We start from the raw sequence: 18474 nt of genomic DNA, 5'->3' as shown, positions 1-18474 counted from the left end.
GATGATGCCACACCGGTGGGCGCCAACCAGCCTCACGCTTGCCATGCTGATGAGCCTCGCCGCTTGCGGAGGTGGCGGTGGCGGAACCAACTCCACCCCCGCGCCGCCTCCTGCAGCTTCGATTACCAATTTCGATACTTCGGAATACCGGCGTACCGATGGCGCGGTGTTCCACGGCGCCATCACCGCGTGGCAGAATGGCGCTTCGGGTCAGGGGATCACGGTCGGCGTTATCGATACCGGCATTGATATAGCCAATGCCGAGTTTTCAGCCCGGATCGACCGGGGCACCTCCCGCGCCTTCGGCGGCAACAGCAGCTATCAGGATGAAGACGGCCATGGCACTGCGGTCACCGGCATATTGGCCGCCGCGCGCAATGACAGCCAGATCATGGGGATCGCGTTCAACTCCACCATCATGGCGCTACGTGCCGACCGGCCCGGAAGCTGTACAACGGATGACGGATGCACATTTTTCGATAGTGACATTACATCGGCGCTCGACCACGCAACCGTGAGCGGGGCACGCGTCGTCAATCTCTCATTGGGGGGCAATGGCGCGAGCAACAGCCTGCTTGCAGCCGTCAACCGGGCGACGGCTGCGGGCGTGATCATCGTGGTCGCTGCCGGAAATGAGCGGGGCGAAACCAATCCCGCATATGATCCGAACAACCCCAGCCCCTTCGCTACAGCCATCATGTCTGCCGGCAATGGCCTTGTCATCATTGCCACCTCCATAAACAGCAGCGGGGACATTTCGCCGTTCAGCAATCTGGCCGGCAATGCGCAGTCAGCGGTGCTCTCCGCACGGGGAGAGAATGTCCAGTCCATTCATCTTTTGAGCGAGCCCTCACCTTTTTCCTTTTCAGGCACCAGCTTCTCCACGCCCCAGATCGCCGGGGCGGCGGCTCTGCTCGCTCAGGCCTTTCCCAACCTCAGCAGCGCCCAGATAGTGCAGTTGCTGATGAATTCGGCAAGAGACGCCGGTGCTGCCGGGGACGATAATGTCTATGGGCAAGGAATTTTGGACATTGCCGCAGCCTTTGCACCCCAAGGCACCACATCGCTTGCGGGAAGTTCGACACCTGTTTCCATGACCGGCAATGGCGAACTGTCAGCGCCCATGGGGGATGCCGCTTCCACGGCGAGCCTTTCGACCGTCATCCTGGACAGCTATGGCCGCGCCTATGGCATGGACCTTGGCTCGTCGCTTCGGATGGACACGCCCTCCCTCCTGCTCGCTCCGCGGCTTCAGACGGGCGAGCGTTCCTTCGCCGCTATGGCGGGCGGCGCCAGGTTGGCGGTCTCCATCGCTCCCGGCCGGAACGGCAACGCAAGCATCACACCCTTGATGCTGAGCAGCGAAGAAGCGGGGCAAGCGCGAGCGCAAGCGGGCTATATAGCAACGCGGATCAATGCAGCCACTGATCTTGCTATCGGCTTTTCCTACAGCGCGGGCTCTCTCGCGGCGATTGTCCGGGGAAGCAACGAGCCCGCCTTCCTGATAGCCCCGGCCTCAGGGTCGGAAGGCTTCCGCAACGCCCCCGGCGCGAGCTTCGCGCTACGCCGCCAACTAGGCAGCCTAGGCCTCACCCTAGCGGGCGAAAGCGGCGATGCGCTTGTCCGGCGGGAATGGTCCGGTTCTTCCCACAATCCTTATGATCGCCGCCCCTACAGCTTGGTGAGCGTGGGCATTGACAGGCAATTCGGGTCCGCCGCCCTGTCCCTGACGGCGAGCCATATGAGCGAGGACAGCACCGTCCTTGGCGCGCGATTCAATCCGCTGTTCGGTGCTGGTTCGGCAAGGACGCTCTTCGTCGACGGCGATCTTCGCTGGATGGCCGGTAATGGCTGGACACTTGGTGCGGCCTGGCGCCAAGGATGGACCTGGGCCGCATCCGGCGGAGCCCTGCAGGACGGCGCGCTCCTCAAGAGCAGCAGCTTTGCCATCGACGCGGCGAAACAGGGGCTTTTCGGCAGCGGCGACCGGATGGCCTTCCGCCTGTCGCAACCCCTTCGCATCAGTTCCGGCGGCCTCGCCCTGACACTTCCCAACGGTTATGACTATCGCACGCTTCAGACGAGCTATGCCGTGCAGCGGTACAATCTCGCGCCGTCGGGGCGGGAAATCAATGCAGAGGCGGCCTATAGCCGTCCCCTTTCCTTCGGAGACCTGACGGCGAATCTCTATTATCGCAAGGAGAGCGGCAACATTGCGAGCTATCCCGATGATCTGGGACTGGCTCTCCGGTTCAGCGCGGATTTTTGACTTCCGCGCCGTCCGATTTGTCCAATATTTTCACAATGGACTGATATATAAGGCTTCCTTGCGGCATCAGACCGCATAATCACCAACCGTCGGCTCGCGATCTCGTGCATTCCATGTCGGAATGTACGGTTTTCTTCTGTGTTTGGAGGAGAGAGATCGTGGAAAACGCAATTGAGACATTAAGCCATCTGAATGTCAGCAGCGAATTCAAGCGCCCGCTGGCCGATCTGTTGCTTCCATGGAAGTTCAAAACGCATGTGGACATATTGGTCGTTGTCGACACTGGCATAGCCATAGAACCTGTCGCCGACGGTTTCGGCATCAGCACGGTCATACAGCATATCCGCAACAGCAAGGTTGGCTGCATGCACTTCCATGTCGATGTGGCCATACGTAACGGGGAAGCGCCGTCGGTGGTGGCCTCTCCCGGCCAATATGGAGCCAAATATCGCGGTTTCCGCTTCAACATGACGGACGGCGGCACCCCGGTAATCGACAAATATGAGCAGATCTGGTGCTTCGGCTTCGCGCCCGGCAACAGCGGGAACACCAGCGATGCACCTATCGATCAGCCCTCCGCTTTCCCCGCCAGCAATGCGGAGCTCGCCAAGCTTTCCTCATGGATGAACGAAAGAAAGGGTGGCCTGTTCGGCACGGGCGACCATCATTTCCTCGGCGCCTCCATGTGCCATCGCATTCCCCGGCTGGGCTCCATGCGCCGGTGGACCAACGCGGACGGCGTGCCGCCCCAATTCACGCCGGCCCGGATCGATACGCTCCGCCCGCCCTCGGCGGCCTATGAGCCCGGCGCGCCCGGAGGACCGCTGGATCTGAGCAATGGCGTGCACCAGGCCGATCTCAAGCCCCAGCCGATCAATTGGGTCGCCTGGCAACGCTCCTTCTGGCCCGTTTTCTGGAAAAAGCGCCCCCATCCGGTGCTTTGCCATCCGACCCTCGGACCCATTAACGTCATGCCGGATCATGCGCATGAGGGGCTGTGCGTCGACACAGGCAGCGTGCCGTTGAACGGAACCTTTGATTTTGACGGCGGCGGCGCAAAAGCTGAATATCCCGATGCCATTGGCGGCGGAGACAAGCCCGAACCGCAGGTGATCGCTTATGGCAGCACCTTGGGCGACCCGCCCTATAATTTCCTGAAAGGGCCGCAGCCCGCCCGCGCATCCTTTCCCATGATCTCTGCCTATGACGGGCACAAGGCCGGCGTTGGGCGAGTGGCCACGGATTCCACCTGGCACCACTGGATGGATACCAACATCGACGCGCTGAAGGCCGCGAACAATGATGATTGGAAGAAAATCGGGCGCTATTTCGTGAACTTGGCAGTCTGGCTCAACCCTCCGGGCTTCACCACCCACTGCCTCTATGTTTCCGCAGTGGAAAGCCATTTCCAATATCCCGGCTTCCAGGAATATCATCCCCGTCAGCCAGTATCGGAGTTGGGCGAGGCCCTCCGCATCCATCTTGGCAGGATCTATGGGCCATGTTGGGTGACGGAGCGGATCTGGGACCTTATCGAAATCTACCGCAAATGGCCGCCCAGGATCGACGATCCGCGGCCGCCCGTGGAGTTCGGCGGCATCGATCCAGTCATTTTCGAGAACACCGTCCTTGGAGCCTTCGTACGCTCAACGATGGAGGCCGCCGATGCGGTGAAGGAGGCAGCCCGCGACGGGCGCAAAAATGTGGAGTTCCGCCTGCCGCCGCCGGAGGAAATTCTGATCGGGAATGGCATGGCGTCGCTCGACAAGCTGATGGAGCAGATCGCACAGCATCATGAACGCAGCGCCAAGCTGTTCAGCAGCAGGACTACCAAGCGTTAAACAGGGGAGATACTGCCCGGTCCTTCGGGGCTGGGCAGTATTTTGAAAATTCGTCTACAAGAGAGGTCGATAAATTAAGGCTTCTCCGCCACCGGCACCGGCACGGCAGATTGCGGCGGGGCGACATCCTTGGAAGTCAGTTGCGGAGCAGCCCCGCCCTTCTCGATCGCCGCTGAAAGCATGGCGATCTCCCCGCAGGTGGAGCGGCAGATATTCTTCATCTTGGCGAGATTTTCCTTGGCCTTTGCAATGGCTCCCTTGTCGACCATTGCTTCGCCCTGTCCCGCCAGCGCATCAAGATCGGTGGGATCAAGCAGCAGCGCCTCGCGATAGAAGCGGATCGACTTGCCGGTCAGCCCCTGAAGCCGCGCCACTTCGCCCAGCGCCGAGAATGCCTTCCGATTTCTGGGATCAATCGCCAAGGAGGTTTCATAAGCGTCATTGGCGCCCTGAAGATCGCCTGCCTTCTGGGAGGCTTCCCCTTTTTCCAGCCATGCAACTGACATAGGGTCGATCTGCGCATCCGGCTTCTGCCCTATTCCCGCACTTGAAACCGTTGCCAGAGCCAAAGCTAAAGCAATGGAAGCAGGGGTAAACCGCATAATCTTCTCCAACAGCGTCTCGGCTTGGGCCGGAACTTGGTCCTTGACTATTAGCATGACTTTTTCATCCGTGCGAAGAAAAAGCCGTCGGTCCGGTCGTGCGCCGGACTCAGCAATATTCCCGCACCCCAGCGGCGGCCGGGCATATCGCGCGGAAGATCAGCCGCCCAGCCGGGATTGCGACGAAAGAACGCGTCGACTTGGTCCCGTCCTTCCCTGTCAAGCAAGGAACATACTGCATAGACCATGGTTCCGCCCTGTTTCACCAGACCGGCCCCACTATCCATGATCCTGGCCTGCTCTGCAACCAGCCGTTCGAGCCGCACTGGATTGAGCCGCCACCGCGCCTCCGGATTGCGCCGCCATGTACCGGTGCCGGAGCAGGGCGCATCAACCAGCACGCAGTCCGCCATGCCTGCCAGGGGCTCCAACCTCTCCGCCTCATGCCCCTGATCGAGCAGCAGGGTTTCGATAAAGGACGCCCCTGCCCTCTCCGCGCGCGGCTCAAGGCGGGCGAGCCGGCTGCGGATCGTGTCCGATGCAATCAGGCGGCCGCTGGCCTGCATGTCAGCAGCCAGCGCGAGCGTCTTGCCGCCAGCGCCCGCACATAGGTCTATCACGGTCTGCCCCGGCTGTGCCTCGCAAAGGCGGGCGATCAGTTGGCTGCCCTCATCCTGCACCTCTACCAGCCCCTCGCGCCAAAGCGGGCTTTGCTCGATTGGGCTTCCCTCGGGCAGACGAACCCCGTCCGGCGACAAGGATGCCGGCACGCCCTCCGGCAGTTGAGCCAGCACTTCCTCGCGCCCCGTCTTCAGCCGGTTGACGCGCAGGTCGAGCGGAGCCCGCGCCAGCAGCGCCGCCTGTTCGTCCTTGTCGAGGGGAGCGGCGATCAAGGGTGTGAGCCAGGACGGAACAGCCGCAGCCGAAGCGACCGGCTCTCGTCCATCCCAAGGCAAAGGCCCATGAGGAGAACCATCAAACAGCGCCGCAAGCTCAGCATTCTCCGAAGCAAGTCCAAGCATGGCTGCCCGGCCGCTTTCCGGCAGCTCCCCAGACCGGCGAATGGCGGCATAGACCAGATCGCGCACCGCCCTGCGATCCTTGGACCCTGCATAGCGGCGCGCCTTGAAATAGGCGGCGATCAGCGTGTCGGCCGCGGGGCCGTTGTCGCGGGCGGCAAGGATGATCCCGTCAAGCAGCTCAATGGCTGCCTGGACCCGAGCGGGGGGCGTCATCCTCTCCCCTCCCGCTTGCCGGAGGGGTCGGGGGAGGGCCTGTAAATTCCCTCGACCATTGCACTCCCTCCCCAAACCCCTCCCGCAAGCGGGAGGGGCTTAACGTCACCGTGTCGGATAATTGGGTGCCTCACGCGTGATCGTGACGTCATGCACGTGGCTCTCGCTGAGGCCCGCATTAGTGATGCGAATGAACCGTGCGCGCTTCTGAAGTTCCTCGATCGTCCGCGCGCCGGTGTAACCCATGGCCGCCCGCACGCCGCCGACGAGCTGGTGGATGACGTCCTTGGCGGGACCCTTATAGGGCACCTGCCCTTCGATACCCTCGGGAACCAGCTTCATCTGGTCCTTGATGTCCTGCTGGAAATAGCGGTCGGCGGACCCGCGCGCCATGGCGCCCACGCTGCCCATGCCGCGATAGCTCTTATAGGCGCGTCCCTGGTAGAGGAACGTCTCGCCCGGTGCTTCGGCCGTACCCGCGAGCAGCGATCCGATCATCACCGCACCTGCGCCCGCCGCCAGCGCCTTGGCGACATCGCCCGAGGTGCGAAGGCCGCCGTCCGCAATCACCGGAATTCCTGATTTCGCGGCCTCTTCCGCTGCTTCCAAAATGGCGGTGAGCTGTGGCACACCGACGCCGGCCACCACCCGCGTCGTGCAGATTGATCCAGGTCCAATACCGACCTTCACGCCGTCTGCGCCCGCATCGATCAGCGCCCGCGCCGCCTCTGCCGTCGCCACATTGCCAGCGATGATCTGCACGCTGTTGGAAATCTTCTTGATCCGCTCGACCGCCTCGGGAACCATGCTGCTATGGCCATGGGCGGTATCGACCACGATCAGGTCGCATTCCGCATCGATCAGCGCCTCGGTCCTCTCCAATCCCTTGTCGCCAACAGTGGTCGCCGCCGCCACGCGCAGCCGGCCGGAGCCATCCTTGGTCGCCTGCGGATAGGTAACTGCCTTTTCAATATCCTTGACGGTGATGAGGCCGATGCAATGATAATCATCGTCGACGACCAGCAGCTTTTCGATCCGCCGTTGGTGGAGCAGCCGGCGAGCCTCGTCCTGGCTGACACCGGGCTTTACTGTGGCAAGATTATCCTTGGTCATCAGCTCGCGCACTGGCTGAGAGGGATTTTCGGCGAAGCGGACATCACGATGGGTAAGGATACCCACCAGCTTGCCGCTATTTTCAACCACCGGGATGCCGGAGATTCTGTGCCGGTCCATCAGCGCCTGTGCTTCGGCGAGCGTCTGGTCGGGGGCAATGGTGATGGGATTGACGACCATTCCCGATTCAAAGCGCTTCACGGCCCGCACCGCATCCGCCTGTTCCTCGATCGTCAGATTGCGGTGAAGCACACCAAGACCGCCGAGTTGCGCCATGACTATCGCCATGTCGGCTTCAGTCACCGTATCCATGGCAGAGGACAGGATCGGAATGTTGAGCCCGATCTCCTTCGTCACTCGCGTCCGGGTGTCTGCCTGGCTCGGCAAGACGTCGGACTCGCACGGCTGGAGGAGTACGTCGTCAAAGGTAAGGCCTAGGCGGATGTCCATGGATTGCGCCACTTTCTTTCACGGAGGATTCGTGGCGGTCCATGTAACCATTTCCCCTAAAGGGCGCTAGTGCGCGGGCGGGGATATTTTCTTGGGTGGCTGGAGGGTGGGATTGGGCATTCCCCTCCCGCAATCGGAAGGGGCGCCATTCACCGCCCCATCCCGCAAGCCTCCGCGCGCGCAATCAGCGCCCGGGCAGCGGCCACATGCATTGCCTCGATCATCCGGCCCTCGAACCGTTCGGCCCCTCCGCTCGCCGCGGCAATCAGCCGGTAGGCATCCTCCACCTCCGGCAGGGAGGGGCCGAACACCATATTTGCGGGGCCGACCTGATTGGGATGGATGAGCGTCTTGCCGTCAAAACCAAATTCATGGCCCTCGCGGCACTCCGCCATCAAGCCGTCCGCATCATCCAGCCGGTTGTAAACCCCGTCGAACACAGCCTTGCCCGAAAGGCGCGCGGCCATCACGATCATCTGCAGGGCGGTCGTCAGCCCCGCCCTTCCCACGCCTTCTGGAATGCGCAGGTCGCTTCGCAAGTCATTCGTCCCGACAAACAGCCCCGCCGTCCCTGCCGCAGCGGCAATCGCATTGGCTTCGACCAGGCCCTTTACCGACTCGATCATCGCGATGACGGGCCGTCCGCATTCACGATAGACCCGCTCTGCCTGCGCCGCGCTTTCCACCTTGGGCAATATCAGATAATTCGCCGCAGTACCGGAAAAGGCCGCAACATCCTCCTGATGCAGGCGCGTCCCAGCCATATTGATCCTGACGCCGACCAGCTTGTTTCCAAACCCTTCATTGATGGCCGCCACCGCCGCGCGCCTGGCACCCGCCTTCAGCGCATCGGGGACGGAATCCTCAAGGTCGAGTATGACCATATCGCAGGAAAGCCCCCGCGCCTTTTCGATCGCCCGCGCATTGGAGGCGGGGAGAAACAGGAGCGAACGCGCATATTCAAGCTTCATGGGGGGCATATGTCCGATTCCGCTTTGCTGCCAGCCCTTTAGCGGCCATACTCCCGCCCATCGACAAGGGGGAGAAGAAGCATGGGCGTGGCTGTTGCCTTTTTCATTGTCTTGCTGGTCTTCATCTATCTGGCCGCCAGTATCAAGATCGTCCGGCAGGGTTATCACTACACCATAGAATATTTCGGCCGCTTCACGACCGTGGCGCAGCCGGGCTTCAATTTCTTTCCCGCCTTCTTTTATCAGGTCGGCCGCAAGGTGAACATGATGGAGCAGGTGATCGACGTGCCGAGCCAGGAGATCATCACCCGCGACAATGCCATGGTCGCCGTGGACGCCGTCGTCTTCTTCCAGGTGCTCGACGCTGCGAAGGCCGCCTATGAGGTCTCTGACCTGCATGTCGCGATCCTCAATCTGGCGACGACCAACCTGCGCACCGTCATGGGCTCGATGGACCTTGATGAAACGCTGTCCAAGCGCGACGAGATCAACGCCCGGCTTCTGCATGTGGTGGACGATGCCACGACGCCATGGGGCCTCAAGATCACGCGCGTTGAGGTAAAGGACATCCGCCCGCCTCAGGACATCGTCAATTCCATGGCCCGGCAGATGAAGGCAGAGCGCGAAAAGCGCGCCAACGTGCTTGAAGCCGAAGGCCTTCGTGCAGCGGAGATCCTGAGAGCCGAAGGTGCCAAGCAGTCCCAGATCCTGGAGGCCGAAGGCCGCCGCGAAGCCGCTTTCCGCGACGCCGAGGCCCGCGAACGCGCCGCCGAGGCCGAAGCCAAGGCGACGCAAATGGTTTCCGATGCCATTGCGAGCGGCAATACCCAGGCCATCAACTATTTCATCGCACAGAAATATGTGGACGCTGTCGGCCAGTTCGCCTCTTCTCCCAATGCCAAGACGATTTTGTTCCCGGTGGAAGCGACACAGCTTATCGGCACGCTTGGTGGCATCGGCGAACTTGCGAAGGAAGCGCTTGGCAATGGCGCCGCCACGCCGCCGCCCTCCGCCCCCGCGCCCCAACCCCGGCGGCGCGGTCCCTTCGAACCGGCGGAGTAAAGGCCGTGGATTGGCTCAATCAGCTACAGTTGGAGGCGCAGTGGTGGTGGCTCATCCTGGCCGTGCTGCTGGGCATTGGAGAAATCATCAGTCCGGGCGTCTTCCTCATCTGGGTCGCCGCCGCTGCCGCTTTTACAGGCCTGGTCACGATTTTGACCGGAGTCCCGCCAGCAGCCCAATTGCTGATATTTGCCGCCACGTCGCTGGTATCTGCATGGTTCGGCCGGCGCTGGTATCTGGGCAATCCCGTGCAATCCGCCGACCCGCTCCTCAATGACCGCGCCGCGCGGCTGATCGGTCGAACGGTCACCGTCGCTGAGCCAATCGTTCATGGACGCGGACGCGTAACCGTCGGCGACAGCGTCTGGCCCGCCACCGGCCCCGACCTGCCAAAGGGCGCGGCGGCGCAGGTTACCGGCGTCAGCGAAGGCGTGCTGGTTGTGGGAGTGTTGGAGTAGACCCGAAAGGGTTAAAGCAGGATCCTAATTCCGCCGTCCCTGCGCAGGCAGGGACGACGGCTCAGTTTCTCAATGACCACAAAAAAAACCCAACAACCCGCTCGCTCAATCGCCAGCCAAGGCCGCAGCGATATAAATCTCCCGCAACCGTCTCGCCACTGGTCCGGGCCTACCATCGCCCAGCACCCGGCCATCGATCTCCACCACCGGCAGCACGAAGTTCGAGGCGCTGGTGATGAACGCCTCCCGGGCATCAAGCGCTTCCTCTACTGAAAAAGCGCGCTCTTCGACGGTAATGCCTGTTTCGTCGGCCAGTGCCAGCACTGCCTTGCGCGTGCAGCCCGGCAATATGTCCTTCGAATTGGGCCGCGTGATCAGCGCGCCCTCCGCCGTCACGATGAAGGCAGAGGACGACGCCCCTTCGGTCACCAGCCCGTCCTGCACCAGCCAAGCCTCCTGGCACCCCGCCTCCGCCGCCTCTTGCTTGGCAAGCACCTGCGCCAGCAAAGCCACGCTCTTGATATCCCGCCGCACCCAGCGCAGATCGGGCACCGTCTTCACCTTGATACCCGTTGCCGCTGCGGGCGCGTTCAATATCTCCTTGTGCTGCGTGAAAATGACGATGCTTGGATGCGCCGCGGCTGGAAAGGCAAAGTCCCGCTCAGCAGCGCCACGCGTCACCTGCAGATAGACAAGGCCGTTCGACAGCCTATTCCGTTCCACCGCCCCGGCAATGAGCGCCGCCACTCCATCGGGCAGCGGCAAGCCGATCTCGCGCGCCGAACGGGTCAGCCGGTCCAGATGCGCCGCGCGGTCCACCAGCCGCCCCTCAAGCACGGCCCAGACCTCATAGATACCGTCCGCAAACAGGAAGCCGCGATCCAGCACGGAGATGCGTGCCTCGTTGAGCGGCACCCATTCGCCATTCACATAAGCTATGCGATTCAATCTGGGGTCCCCCACCACTGTTCAAAAGCCAACCGTTCATTCTCAGTCATGTGCAGCCCGAGCTTGCTTCGCCGCCAGAGGCAATCCTCCACCGTCGTCGCCCATTCGCAGCCCCGCATCCACCGCGCCTCTATCTCGGTGAAGCCAGCGCCGAAATGACGCCCCATATCCGCTTCCTCACGCACCTGTCCCAGCATCTCATGCAACAAATTGCCATAGGCGCGCGCCATGCGAAGCGACCGGTCGGTGCCAAGGAAAGGCCAGAAGGCCCGCACATGCGACAGGAACTCGTCGAAATCGGCTATCGCTCCGCCCGGAAACACCAGCGCCCGGCTGCTGCGGTAGAATTGCCAGCCGGCCGGCCCTGCCAGCAGCGCCAGCGCCTCCTCCCCCAGACAGCGGGCGGTCGTGACCTTTCCGCCAAAGATCGACAGCAGCAGCGCCCCCGTTTCGTCGAGTTCCAGCACATAGCCGCGTGTCACCTGCCGCGCGTCGGTCGCGCCATCATCATAAAGCGGCCGCACACCGGCAAAGCTCTGCACCACATCGGCAGGCGAAATGGACTTGGCGAAATATCGGTTCACGGCTTCGCAAAGATATTCCACCTCATCATCGGATGGAGCCGTAGCCTCGGGCGAACGCACGCTGATCTCCGTCGTGCCGATCAGGGTGAAGCGCTGCTCATAGGGGATGGCAAAAACAATCCGCCGGTCCGGCTGCTGCAGGACATAGGCATGGTCGCTGTCATAAAGCTGCGGCACGACGATATGGCTGCCCTTTACCAGCCGCACATGCGCCGTGCTCTTCTTGCCAAGCCGCTTCAGCGTTTCCATGACCCATGGACCAGTGGCATTCGCCAGAACCCGCGCCCGTGCCTCGCTGCCGTCAGAAAGCCGGACTCGCCATACATCCTTGTCGCGCTCGGCGGACAGCATCTCGGTCCTGGTCCGAATGTCCGCCCCATGCTTGGCCGCATCAATGGCGTTGAGCAGCGTCAGGCGGCTATCGTCCGTCACGCAATCGGTATAGACAAAGCCGCCAAACGGCCGTTTCAGCGGCGCCTGCAACCGCCTGTCCGACTGCCGCAGGCTGCATGAACGCGGCAACCGGCTTTTGCCGCCCAGAAAGTCATAAAGCCGCAGCCCCAGCCGGATCATCCATTTGGGCCGGACCGAAAGCGCATAGGGCAGCACGAAACGCATCGGCCTGATGACGTGCGGCGCTGCAGCCAGAAGCCGCCTGCGTTCGTGCAGCGCCTCCCGCACCAGCCCGAAATCGCCATATTCCAGATAGCGCAACCCGCCATGGATCAGCTTGGTGGATGCCGATGATGTGGCACAGGCCAGGTCCCCCCGCTCCACCAGCACCACTGAAAGCCCATTGATCGCCGCCTCGCGTGCAAGAGCAGCGCCATTGATACCGCCCCCAATGATGAGCAAATCATGTATCACCAGCGCTTTATGCCATGAACGGAACGAAATTACACGCTTGGGGAATTCCGCTATTTTTCCTCTCCCGTGAGGAGAGGATATGAAGGCTTGGCTGCGTGCCGCCTGGCCGGAGTTGGTGAGGGGTTGTGCCCTACAAATAGCGTTGGAACCCCTCACCCGACTGCGACTAGGACCGACTGCGCGGTCCAAGTGTCCGTATCCCTCTGCCTCTGGAGAGGGGAAGAAATCCGCTCCGAAAAATTCACGCTTTCACAGAATTGACAGGACATTGCGGGGCCCCGCAGCAGCCCCTATAGCTCATCCATGGCGCGCCCGAAAAAATCCCAACCTGCCGGCCTCCCCACGCGGGAGCAGATCATGGACTTCATCACCACCTCCGACCAGCCGGCGGGCAAACGGGAAATCGCCCGCGCCTTCGGTCTCCACGGCGCGGAGAAGATCGCGCTCAAGGCCCTGCTGAAGGACATGACTGATGAGGGCATGATCGACAGCGCGCCCGGCCGCGCTTTCCACAAGATGGGCGGCGTTCCCAAAGTGACGGTCCTGCGCATCGTCGACATTGACGGCAAGGACCCCATTGCCGTTCCTGAACGATGGGAAGCTGAAGGAAAGCCCCCGCCCCGCCTGCGCGTCATTGAGCGTGGCCGCCGCAACGCGCTTGGCCTTGGCGACCGCATCCTCGCGCGGACCGAGGAAAAGGGGAATGGCTGGCTCGCCCACCCGATGAAGAAGCTCGCCCGGTCAGCCGAGTTGCTGATGGGGGTGGTCGACAAGGACCCGGAGGACAAGCTCTGGCTCCGCTCCATCGACAAGAAGGAACGGCGCGACATCCGCATCAGCGATGGTGGGGACGCCCAGCCCGGTGACCTCGTCCTCGCCGAGCCCTCCGGCAGGCCGCCTCGCATCAGTGCGCGGGTGACGGACATTCTCGGCGATCCCTTCGCGCCCAAGAGCTTCAGCCTGATTGCCATCCACAAATTCGGCATTCCCTTCGAGTTTCCAGACGAAGCCGAGGACGAAGCGGAAAAGGTTGCCGCCCTGCCCCTCCACCCGGACAGGCGCGAGGACCTGCGCCACCTGCCCATCGTCGCCATCGATCCTGTCGATGCGCGCGACTTCGACGATGCGGTCTGGGCTGCGCCTGATGAGGATAATCCCGGCGGTTTCAATGCCATAGTCGCTATTGCCGATGTTTCCTATTATGTCCGTCCCAGCAGCCTGCTCGACAAACAGGCCAGGAAGCGCGGCAACAGCGTCTATTTCCCCGACCGCGTCGTCCCCATGCTGCCGCACAGCCTCTCGTCGGACATGTGCTCGCTGAAAGCAGGACAGGATCGGGCGGCCCTTGCCTGTCACCTCAGCATCGACAAGACCGGCAAGGTCAAGGACTGGCGCTTCACGCGCGCCCTGATCCGCGTTGCCGCCAACATCCCCTATGAACAGGCACAGGCCGCGATCGACGCCGCCACCCACGGCCAGGGCCATCATCTTGAAGCCGGTGGCCTCGACCTCGTCGAAGCGGCGCTCAAGCCCCTCTGGGCCTGCTGGTCCCTGCTTGCCAAGGCGCGCGGCAAGCGCGAGCCGCTTGAACTCGATCTGCCCGAACGCCGTGTCGTGCTGGACGAGGAAGGCCGCATTCTGAGCGTCGCCGTGCGCGAACGGCTCGACGCCCACCGGTTGATCGAGGATTATATGATCGCCGCCAATGTCGCCGCCGCCAAGGCGCTGGAAGCGAAGAAGTCTCCCATCATGTACCGTATCCACGAGCCGCCCTCCCGGGAAAAGCTGGCCGCACTCAAGGAATATCTCGGTACTTTCGATATCGAGTTCACGCTGGGGCAGGTCATCAAGCCAGCGACCTTCAACCGCTTGCTGGAGCGCGTCGGCGATGTCGCCCACCGCCCGCAGATCATGGAGCAGATCCTCCGCACCCAGACCCAGGCCTATTACGGGCCGCGCAATGTTGGCCATTTCGGCCTCGCACTTGGCAGCTACGGCCATTTCACCTCGCCCATCCGCCGCTATGCCGACCTCCTCGTCCACCGCGCGCTGGTCGGCAGCTACAGCCTGGAAATGCCAAAGCCCAAGGATCCTTCAATCCCGCCAACCACGACCCTCAGCCGCGAGGATAGCGAGGATCTGGGCCGCATTGGCGAGCTCATCAGCCAATATGAACGCCGCGCCATGGAGGCCGAGCGCGAAACGGTCGACCGCTATGTCGCGGCCTATCTCGCTGAAAAAACCGGCGAGATCGTCGATGCGCGCATCACCGGCGTCCAGAATTTCGGCTTCTTCGCCACTGTGGAGGGCCTGGGCGGCGACGGCCTGGTCCCGGTTTCAACGCTCGGCGCGGAGCGTTTCTTCTTCGACCAGGCGGGCCATGCGCTGGAAGGAGAAGAAAGCGGGGACCGGTACGAACTCGGCCAGCGGCTGAAACTCCGCCTGGTCGAAGCCAACCCCATCAGCGGCGCCCTACGCTTCGAACTGCTTGACGGCGTCAACCACCTCCCCCTTGAGCGCGGCCCCCGAAAGCCGGGCCGCCCCCGTCCGATCAAGCGCCGCGGCAGACCCGCAAACATCCGGCATCAAAGCAACCCCAGGGGGAAGCGGAAGTAACTTTCTGTCGTCCCTGCGAGGGCAGGGCGACGCTTATTTTTATATGATGCTGACGAAATAGCTGGGTCCCTGCCTTCGCAGAGACAACAGGGTCTGTATAGTTAACATCCTTGTCCCCCATTTGGCTTCCCCCAAAATCCGCGCTAAACTCCCATCGGCCAAAAGCCGCAGGTGCAGCCATGCCCCCATTCGCTCCGACCAACCATCTCGGCACGCACGAGGTCGCCAACCAGCCGCCACCCTTTGCGGGCCGCAACCTCTACGCCAGCGATGTCGCCTTCAAGGAAGCCGCCCGGCGGGAAGGGGGCGAATGGCTGGACGAACCCCTGGCGAGCCTCGGCGCACTCGCTGGTTCCGAACATGTGCTCCGGCTCGGTCTTCAGGCCAACCGCTACCCTCCGGAACTCGCCATTTTCGATCCGCAAGGCCATCGCATCGACGAGGTCCGCTTTCACCCCGCCTGGCATGAACTCATGGGCCTCGCCATGCAGCATCGCATCCACGACATAGCCTGGATGCACAAAGGACCCGGCGGTCATGTCGCTCATGCCGCCCTCCTGGCTCTCTTTTCGCAGGCGGAGGCGGGGGTCATGTGTCCTATCAACATGACCTATGCTTCAGCGCCGGCGCTCCGCAAGGAACCGGATTTGGCGGGACCCTGGCTCAAACGGCTGATCGGCGGCCAATATGATCCCGACATCAAGCCGATCGCTGACAAGAGCGGGATCAGCATTGGCATGGCAATGACCGAAAAGCAGGGCGGCAGCGACGTCCGCGCCAACACCACCCGCGCCTTTCCCTTGGGCGACAGCGAGCGCGCCTTCCGTCTGATCGGCCATAAATGGTTTTGCTCGGCCCCGATGAGCGACGCCTTCCTGACGCTCGCCCACAGTGACGCTGGCCTATCCTGCTTCCTCGTCCCGCGAGTCACACCGGACGGCAAGCGCAACGCCATCCACTTGATGCGCCTCAAGGACAAGCTCGGCAACCGCTCCAACGCCTCGGCCGAGATCGAATATCAGGACGCCTTCGCGCTGCTGATCGGCGAGGAGGGGCGCGGCATCAATGTCATCATCGAAATGGTGCATCACACCCGTCTCGGCACGATTGCGAGCACCCTGGGTATCATGCGCATGGCGCTTGCCCAGGCGGTACATCATGCGCAGCACCGGGCAGCCTTCGGCAAGCTGCTGATCGACCAGCCGCTGATGCGAGCGGTGATCGCTGATCTGGCACTTGAATATGAGGCCGCCGCCGCCCTTGTCATGCGGGTCGCCCGCGCCTTCGATGCGGAAGACGATCAGGGCCGCTCCTTTGCCCGCCTTGCCGTCGCTGCCGCCAAATATTGGCTCACCAAGCGTTGCCCCAATTTCGTCTATGAATGCATGGAATGCCTTGGCGGCAACGGATATGTCGAGGAAAGCCCTTTGCCGCGCCTTTTCCGGGAAGCGCCTGTCAATGCCATATGGGAAGGGTCAGGCAATGTGATAGCGCTGGACATATTGCGCACCCTCGCCCGCGAGCCTGACGCTCTCGACATCTATGCCGATGAAATTGCCGCAGCCAAGGGCGCCAATGTGCTGCTCGACAAAGCCGCGACATCGCTCCTTGCCAGCCTCCGCGCCGGAAAGGTTGAGGAACAGGATGCGCGTTTCATAGCGGAGCGGCTGGCGCTCATCCTCCAGGCCAGCCTACTCGCCCGCTACGCCCCAACGGAAATCGCCGATACCTTCTGCGCCACACGGCTGGGCGATAAGGGCGGCCGCAGCTTCGGCGTGCTTCCGGCTTCGGCCGATGTGGAGGGAATCCTGGCCCGGCAGGTTGATGAAGAAATAGGACAAGCAAGGCGTTAACAAAGCCGATCCGTCGTCCCTGCGCAGGCAGAGACCCCGCTTCTTTTTGGGCGAGGCTGAAGAAGCTGGTGACGATAGCTCCTTTTACCAATCCCCTTGCTCCCGCCCCGCCCCTTCGTCCAAAGACGATCCGTGACTGTCAGAATCGAAATGGGAACCGACGGCACGGGGAAGCCCGTGCTCATGGACATAGAGGAACTGCTGGCCACCCGGTTGCTTGTCCAGGGCAATTCCGGGTCGGGCAAGTCGCACCTTCTGCGCCGCTTGCTCGAAGGCAGCGCAAAGCTGGTGCAGCAGGTCGTCATCGATCCCGAAGGCGATTTCGTCACCCTCGCCGAGGTCTTCGGCCATGCGGTGGTGGAAGCCGGTGATTATAATGAGCGGGAGATTGCCCGCATCGCCGCCCGTATCCGCGAACATCGTGCCTCAGTGGTGCTCAATCTCGAATCCCTTGAGCTTGAATCGCAGATGCGCTGCGCCGCGGCTTTCCTCAATGCTCTCTTCGATGCTCCGCGCGATCATTGGTATCCGGCGCTTGTCGTGGTCGACGAGGCTCAGATGTTTGCCCCGGTCGCTGCTGGCGAAGTGTCGGACGAAGCGCGCCGCGCCTCATTGGGCGCCATGACGAACCTCATGTGCCGGGGACGCAAACGCGGACTTGCTGGAGTGATCGCCACACAGCGCCTTGCCAAGCTCGCCAAGAATGTCGCGGCGGAGGCCTCCAATTTCCTGATGGGCCGGACCTTCCTTGACATCGATATGGCCCGGGCGGCCGACCTCCTTGGCATGGAGCGGCGGCAGGCTGAGACCATTCGCGACCTTGAGCGCGGCCGCTTCCTCGCCCTGGGGCCTGCCATCTGCCGCCGGCCGGTCGCGGTGAAGATCGGGGCGGTGGAGACTGCTGCCCGCAGCGGTGGCCACTCGCTCCTGCCCCTTCCCAGCAACGAGCCCCAGGACCTGCAGGGCCTGCTCTTCGCGCCTTCTGGCGAAGATCAGCCGCCGCTGCCCGACCCCAAGCCCGCTCCCGTCGCTGCCGAGGACCTTATCCGCACAATCGCCGGACCCGATCTCAGCCAACCCGCAAGCGGACCCAAATCCCCTCCGCCGCCGACAGACGGGGAGAGAGAGGCGGTCATCATTACCGTCCTTCAGGAAATGGTTGCCGACCCGGATTGCTCCTATCGTCCGGCCCCAGTGCTCTTCCAGGATTTTCAGGTCCGCTGCCGAATGCATCGTCTGTTGGGCGCAGCACTCGACCTGCCCGCCTTTCGCCGCCGCCTCGCCATGGCCCGGGCCGGGTTTTTCGACGAAAACGAAGATCGGCTCAGTCCCGTCATGGGGATCGGGGCGAGCCTGCCCGAGGATATGCTGGCGCCATTCCTGCTCATCGCCCGCGCCGCGCTTGATGGGGCGCCCTGCCCGCCCGACGATGCGCTTGCGGAAAGCTACGGCACCCGCTCCTCGGGCCGTGTCCGCCGGTTGCTTGCCTTCATGGAAACGCAGGGACTGATCGTCACCCGTATCGATTTCGCAGGAAAGCGGTCCATCGGTCTGCCGGGCCTTGGCATCTCAACGGCGGCATCGGAAATGGTGGAGGCGGACTGA

Annotated in this window: 13 protein-coding genes; 7 read left to right on the top strand and 6 right to left on the bottom strand. The window is 62.6% G+C overall.

Features of this window, described 5'->3' with window-relative positions; genetic code table 11:
- Window position 1 precedes the first annotated feature (1 nt).
- Both VJS46_RS13265 and VJS46_RS13260 read left to right on the top strand, forming a co-directional pair.
- The gene (locus VJS46_RS13265) at window positions 2–2269 is read left to right on the top strand and encodes a S8 family peptidase (RefSeq protein WP_324060538.1); all 2268 of its coding nucleotides are present in this window, start codon (window positions 2–4) and stop codon (window positions 2267–2269) included.
- A gap of 158 nt (window positions 2270–2427) precedes the next feature.
- Window positions 2428–4110, top strand: a complete 1683-nt coding sequence (locus tag VJS46_RS13260; protein ID WP_324060537.1) for a hypothetical protein — start codon at window positions 2428–2430, stop codon at window positions 4108–4110.
- A 74-nt stretch (window positions 4111–4184) separates the two neighbouring features.
- Here the strand turns inward: VJS46_RS13260 and VJS46_RS13255 are convergent, their stop codons facing one another.
- The 4 genes from VJS46_RS13255 to VJS46_RS13240 all read right to left on the bottom strand — a co-directional run bounded on the left by VJS46_RS13255 (window position 4185) and on the right by VJS46_RS13240 (window position 8481).
- The gene (locus VJS46_RS13255) at window positions 4185–4712 is read right to left on the bottom strand and encodes a tetratricopeptide repeat protein (RefSeq protein ID WP_414708024.1); all 528 of its coding nucleotides are present in this window, start codon (window positions 4710–4712) and stop codon (window positions 4185–4187) included.
- Window positions 4713–4762: 50 nt separating this feature from the next.
- Complete coding sequence (locus VJS46_RS13250) at window positions 4763–5947, bottom strand: RsmB/NOP family class I SAM-dependent RNA methyltransferase (RefSeq protein WP_324060535.1); 1185 nt, start codon at window positions 5945–5947, stop codon at window positions 4763–4765.
- Window positions 5948–6052: 105 nt separating this feature from the next.
- Window positions 6053–7510: an IMP dehydrogenase gene (guaB, locus tag VJS46_RS13245; protein ID WP_324060534.1), complete on the bottom strand. Its 1458-nt coding sequence runs from the start codon at window positions 7508–7510 to the stop codon at window positions 6053–6055.
- A gap of 149 nt (window positions 7511–7659) precedes the next feature.
- On the bottom strand, window positions 7660–8481 hold the full coding sequence (locus tag VJS46_RS13240) for a CoA ester lyase (RefSeq protein WP_324060533.1): 822 nt from the start codon (window positions 8479–8481) through the stop codon (window positions 7660–7662).
- An 81-nt stretch (window positions 8482–8562) separates the two neighbouring features.
- Between VJS46_RS13240 and VJS46_RS13235 the strand changes: the two genes are divergently transcribed.
- Together VJS46_RS13235 and VJS46_RS13230 are read left to right on the top strand one after the other, a co-directional pair.
- On the top strand, window positions 8563–9543 hold the full coding sequence (locus VJS46_RS13235; RefSeq protein WP_324060532.1) for an SPFH domain-containing protein: 981 nt from the start codon (window positions 8563–8565) through the stop codon (window positions 9541–9543).
- Between the two features lie 5 nt (window positions 9544–9548).
- Window positions 9549–10001 carry an NfeD family protein gene (locus VJS46_RS13230; RefSeq protein WP_324060531.1) on the top strand — a complete coding sequence of 151 codons (453 nt, stop codon included), beginning with the start codon at window positions 9549–9551 and terminating at the stop codon, window positions 9999–10001.
- 105 nt (window positions 10002–10106) lie between these two features.
- Here VJS46_RS13230 and VJS46_RS13225 read toward each other — a convergent pair whose 3' ends face one another.
- On the bottom strand, window positions 10107–10949 hold the full coding sequence (locus tag VJS46_RS13225) for a D-amino-acid transaminase (RefSeq protein ID WP_324060530.1): 843 nt from the start codon (window positions 10947–10949) through the stop codon (window positions 10107–10109).
- Entirely contained in the window at window positions 10946–12400 is a 1455-nt protein-coding gene (glpD, locus tag VJS46_RS13220) for a glycerol-3-phosphate dehydrogenase (RefSeq protein ID WP_324060529.1), read from the bottom strand. The genes VJS46_RS13225 and glpD overlap by 4 nt, the downstream gene beginning before the upstream one ends.
- Before the next feature lie 303 nt (window positions 12401–12703).
- Between glpD and rnr the strand changes: the two genes are divergently transcribed.
- The 3 genes from rnr (at window position 12704) to VJS46_RS13205 (ending at window position 18474) form a co-directional block, all read left to right on the top strand.
- Window positions 12704–15016 carry a ribonuclease R gene (rnr, locus tag VJS46_RS13215; RefSeq protein WP_324060528.1) on the top strand — a complete coding sequence of 771 codons (2313 nt, stop codon included), beginning with the start codon at window positions 12704–12706 and terminating at the stop codon, window positions 15014–15016.
- 179 nt (window positions 15017–15195) lie between these two features.
- A complete protein-coding gene (locus VJS46_RS13210; RefSeq protein WP_324060527.1) occupies window positions 15196–16869 on the top strand; it encodes an isovaleryl-CoA dehydrogenase in 1674 nt (557 codons plus the stop codon).
- Window positions 16870–17001: 132 nt separating this feature from the next.
- A complete protein-coding gene (locus VJS46_RS13205) occupies window positions 17002–18474 on the top strand; it encodes a helicase HerA domain-containing protein (RefSeq protein WP_414708021.1) in 1473 nt (490 codons plus the stop codon).

Source organism: Rhizorhapis sp. (assembly GCF_035276005.1).
GTDB lineage: Bacteria > Pseudomonadota > Alphaproteobacteria > Sphingomonadales > Sphingomonadaceae > Rhizorhapis.
Note: the sequence above shows the minus strand (reverse complement) of the source record. Positions and strands in the feature narration are given on the sequence as shown.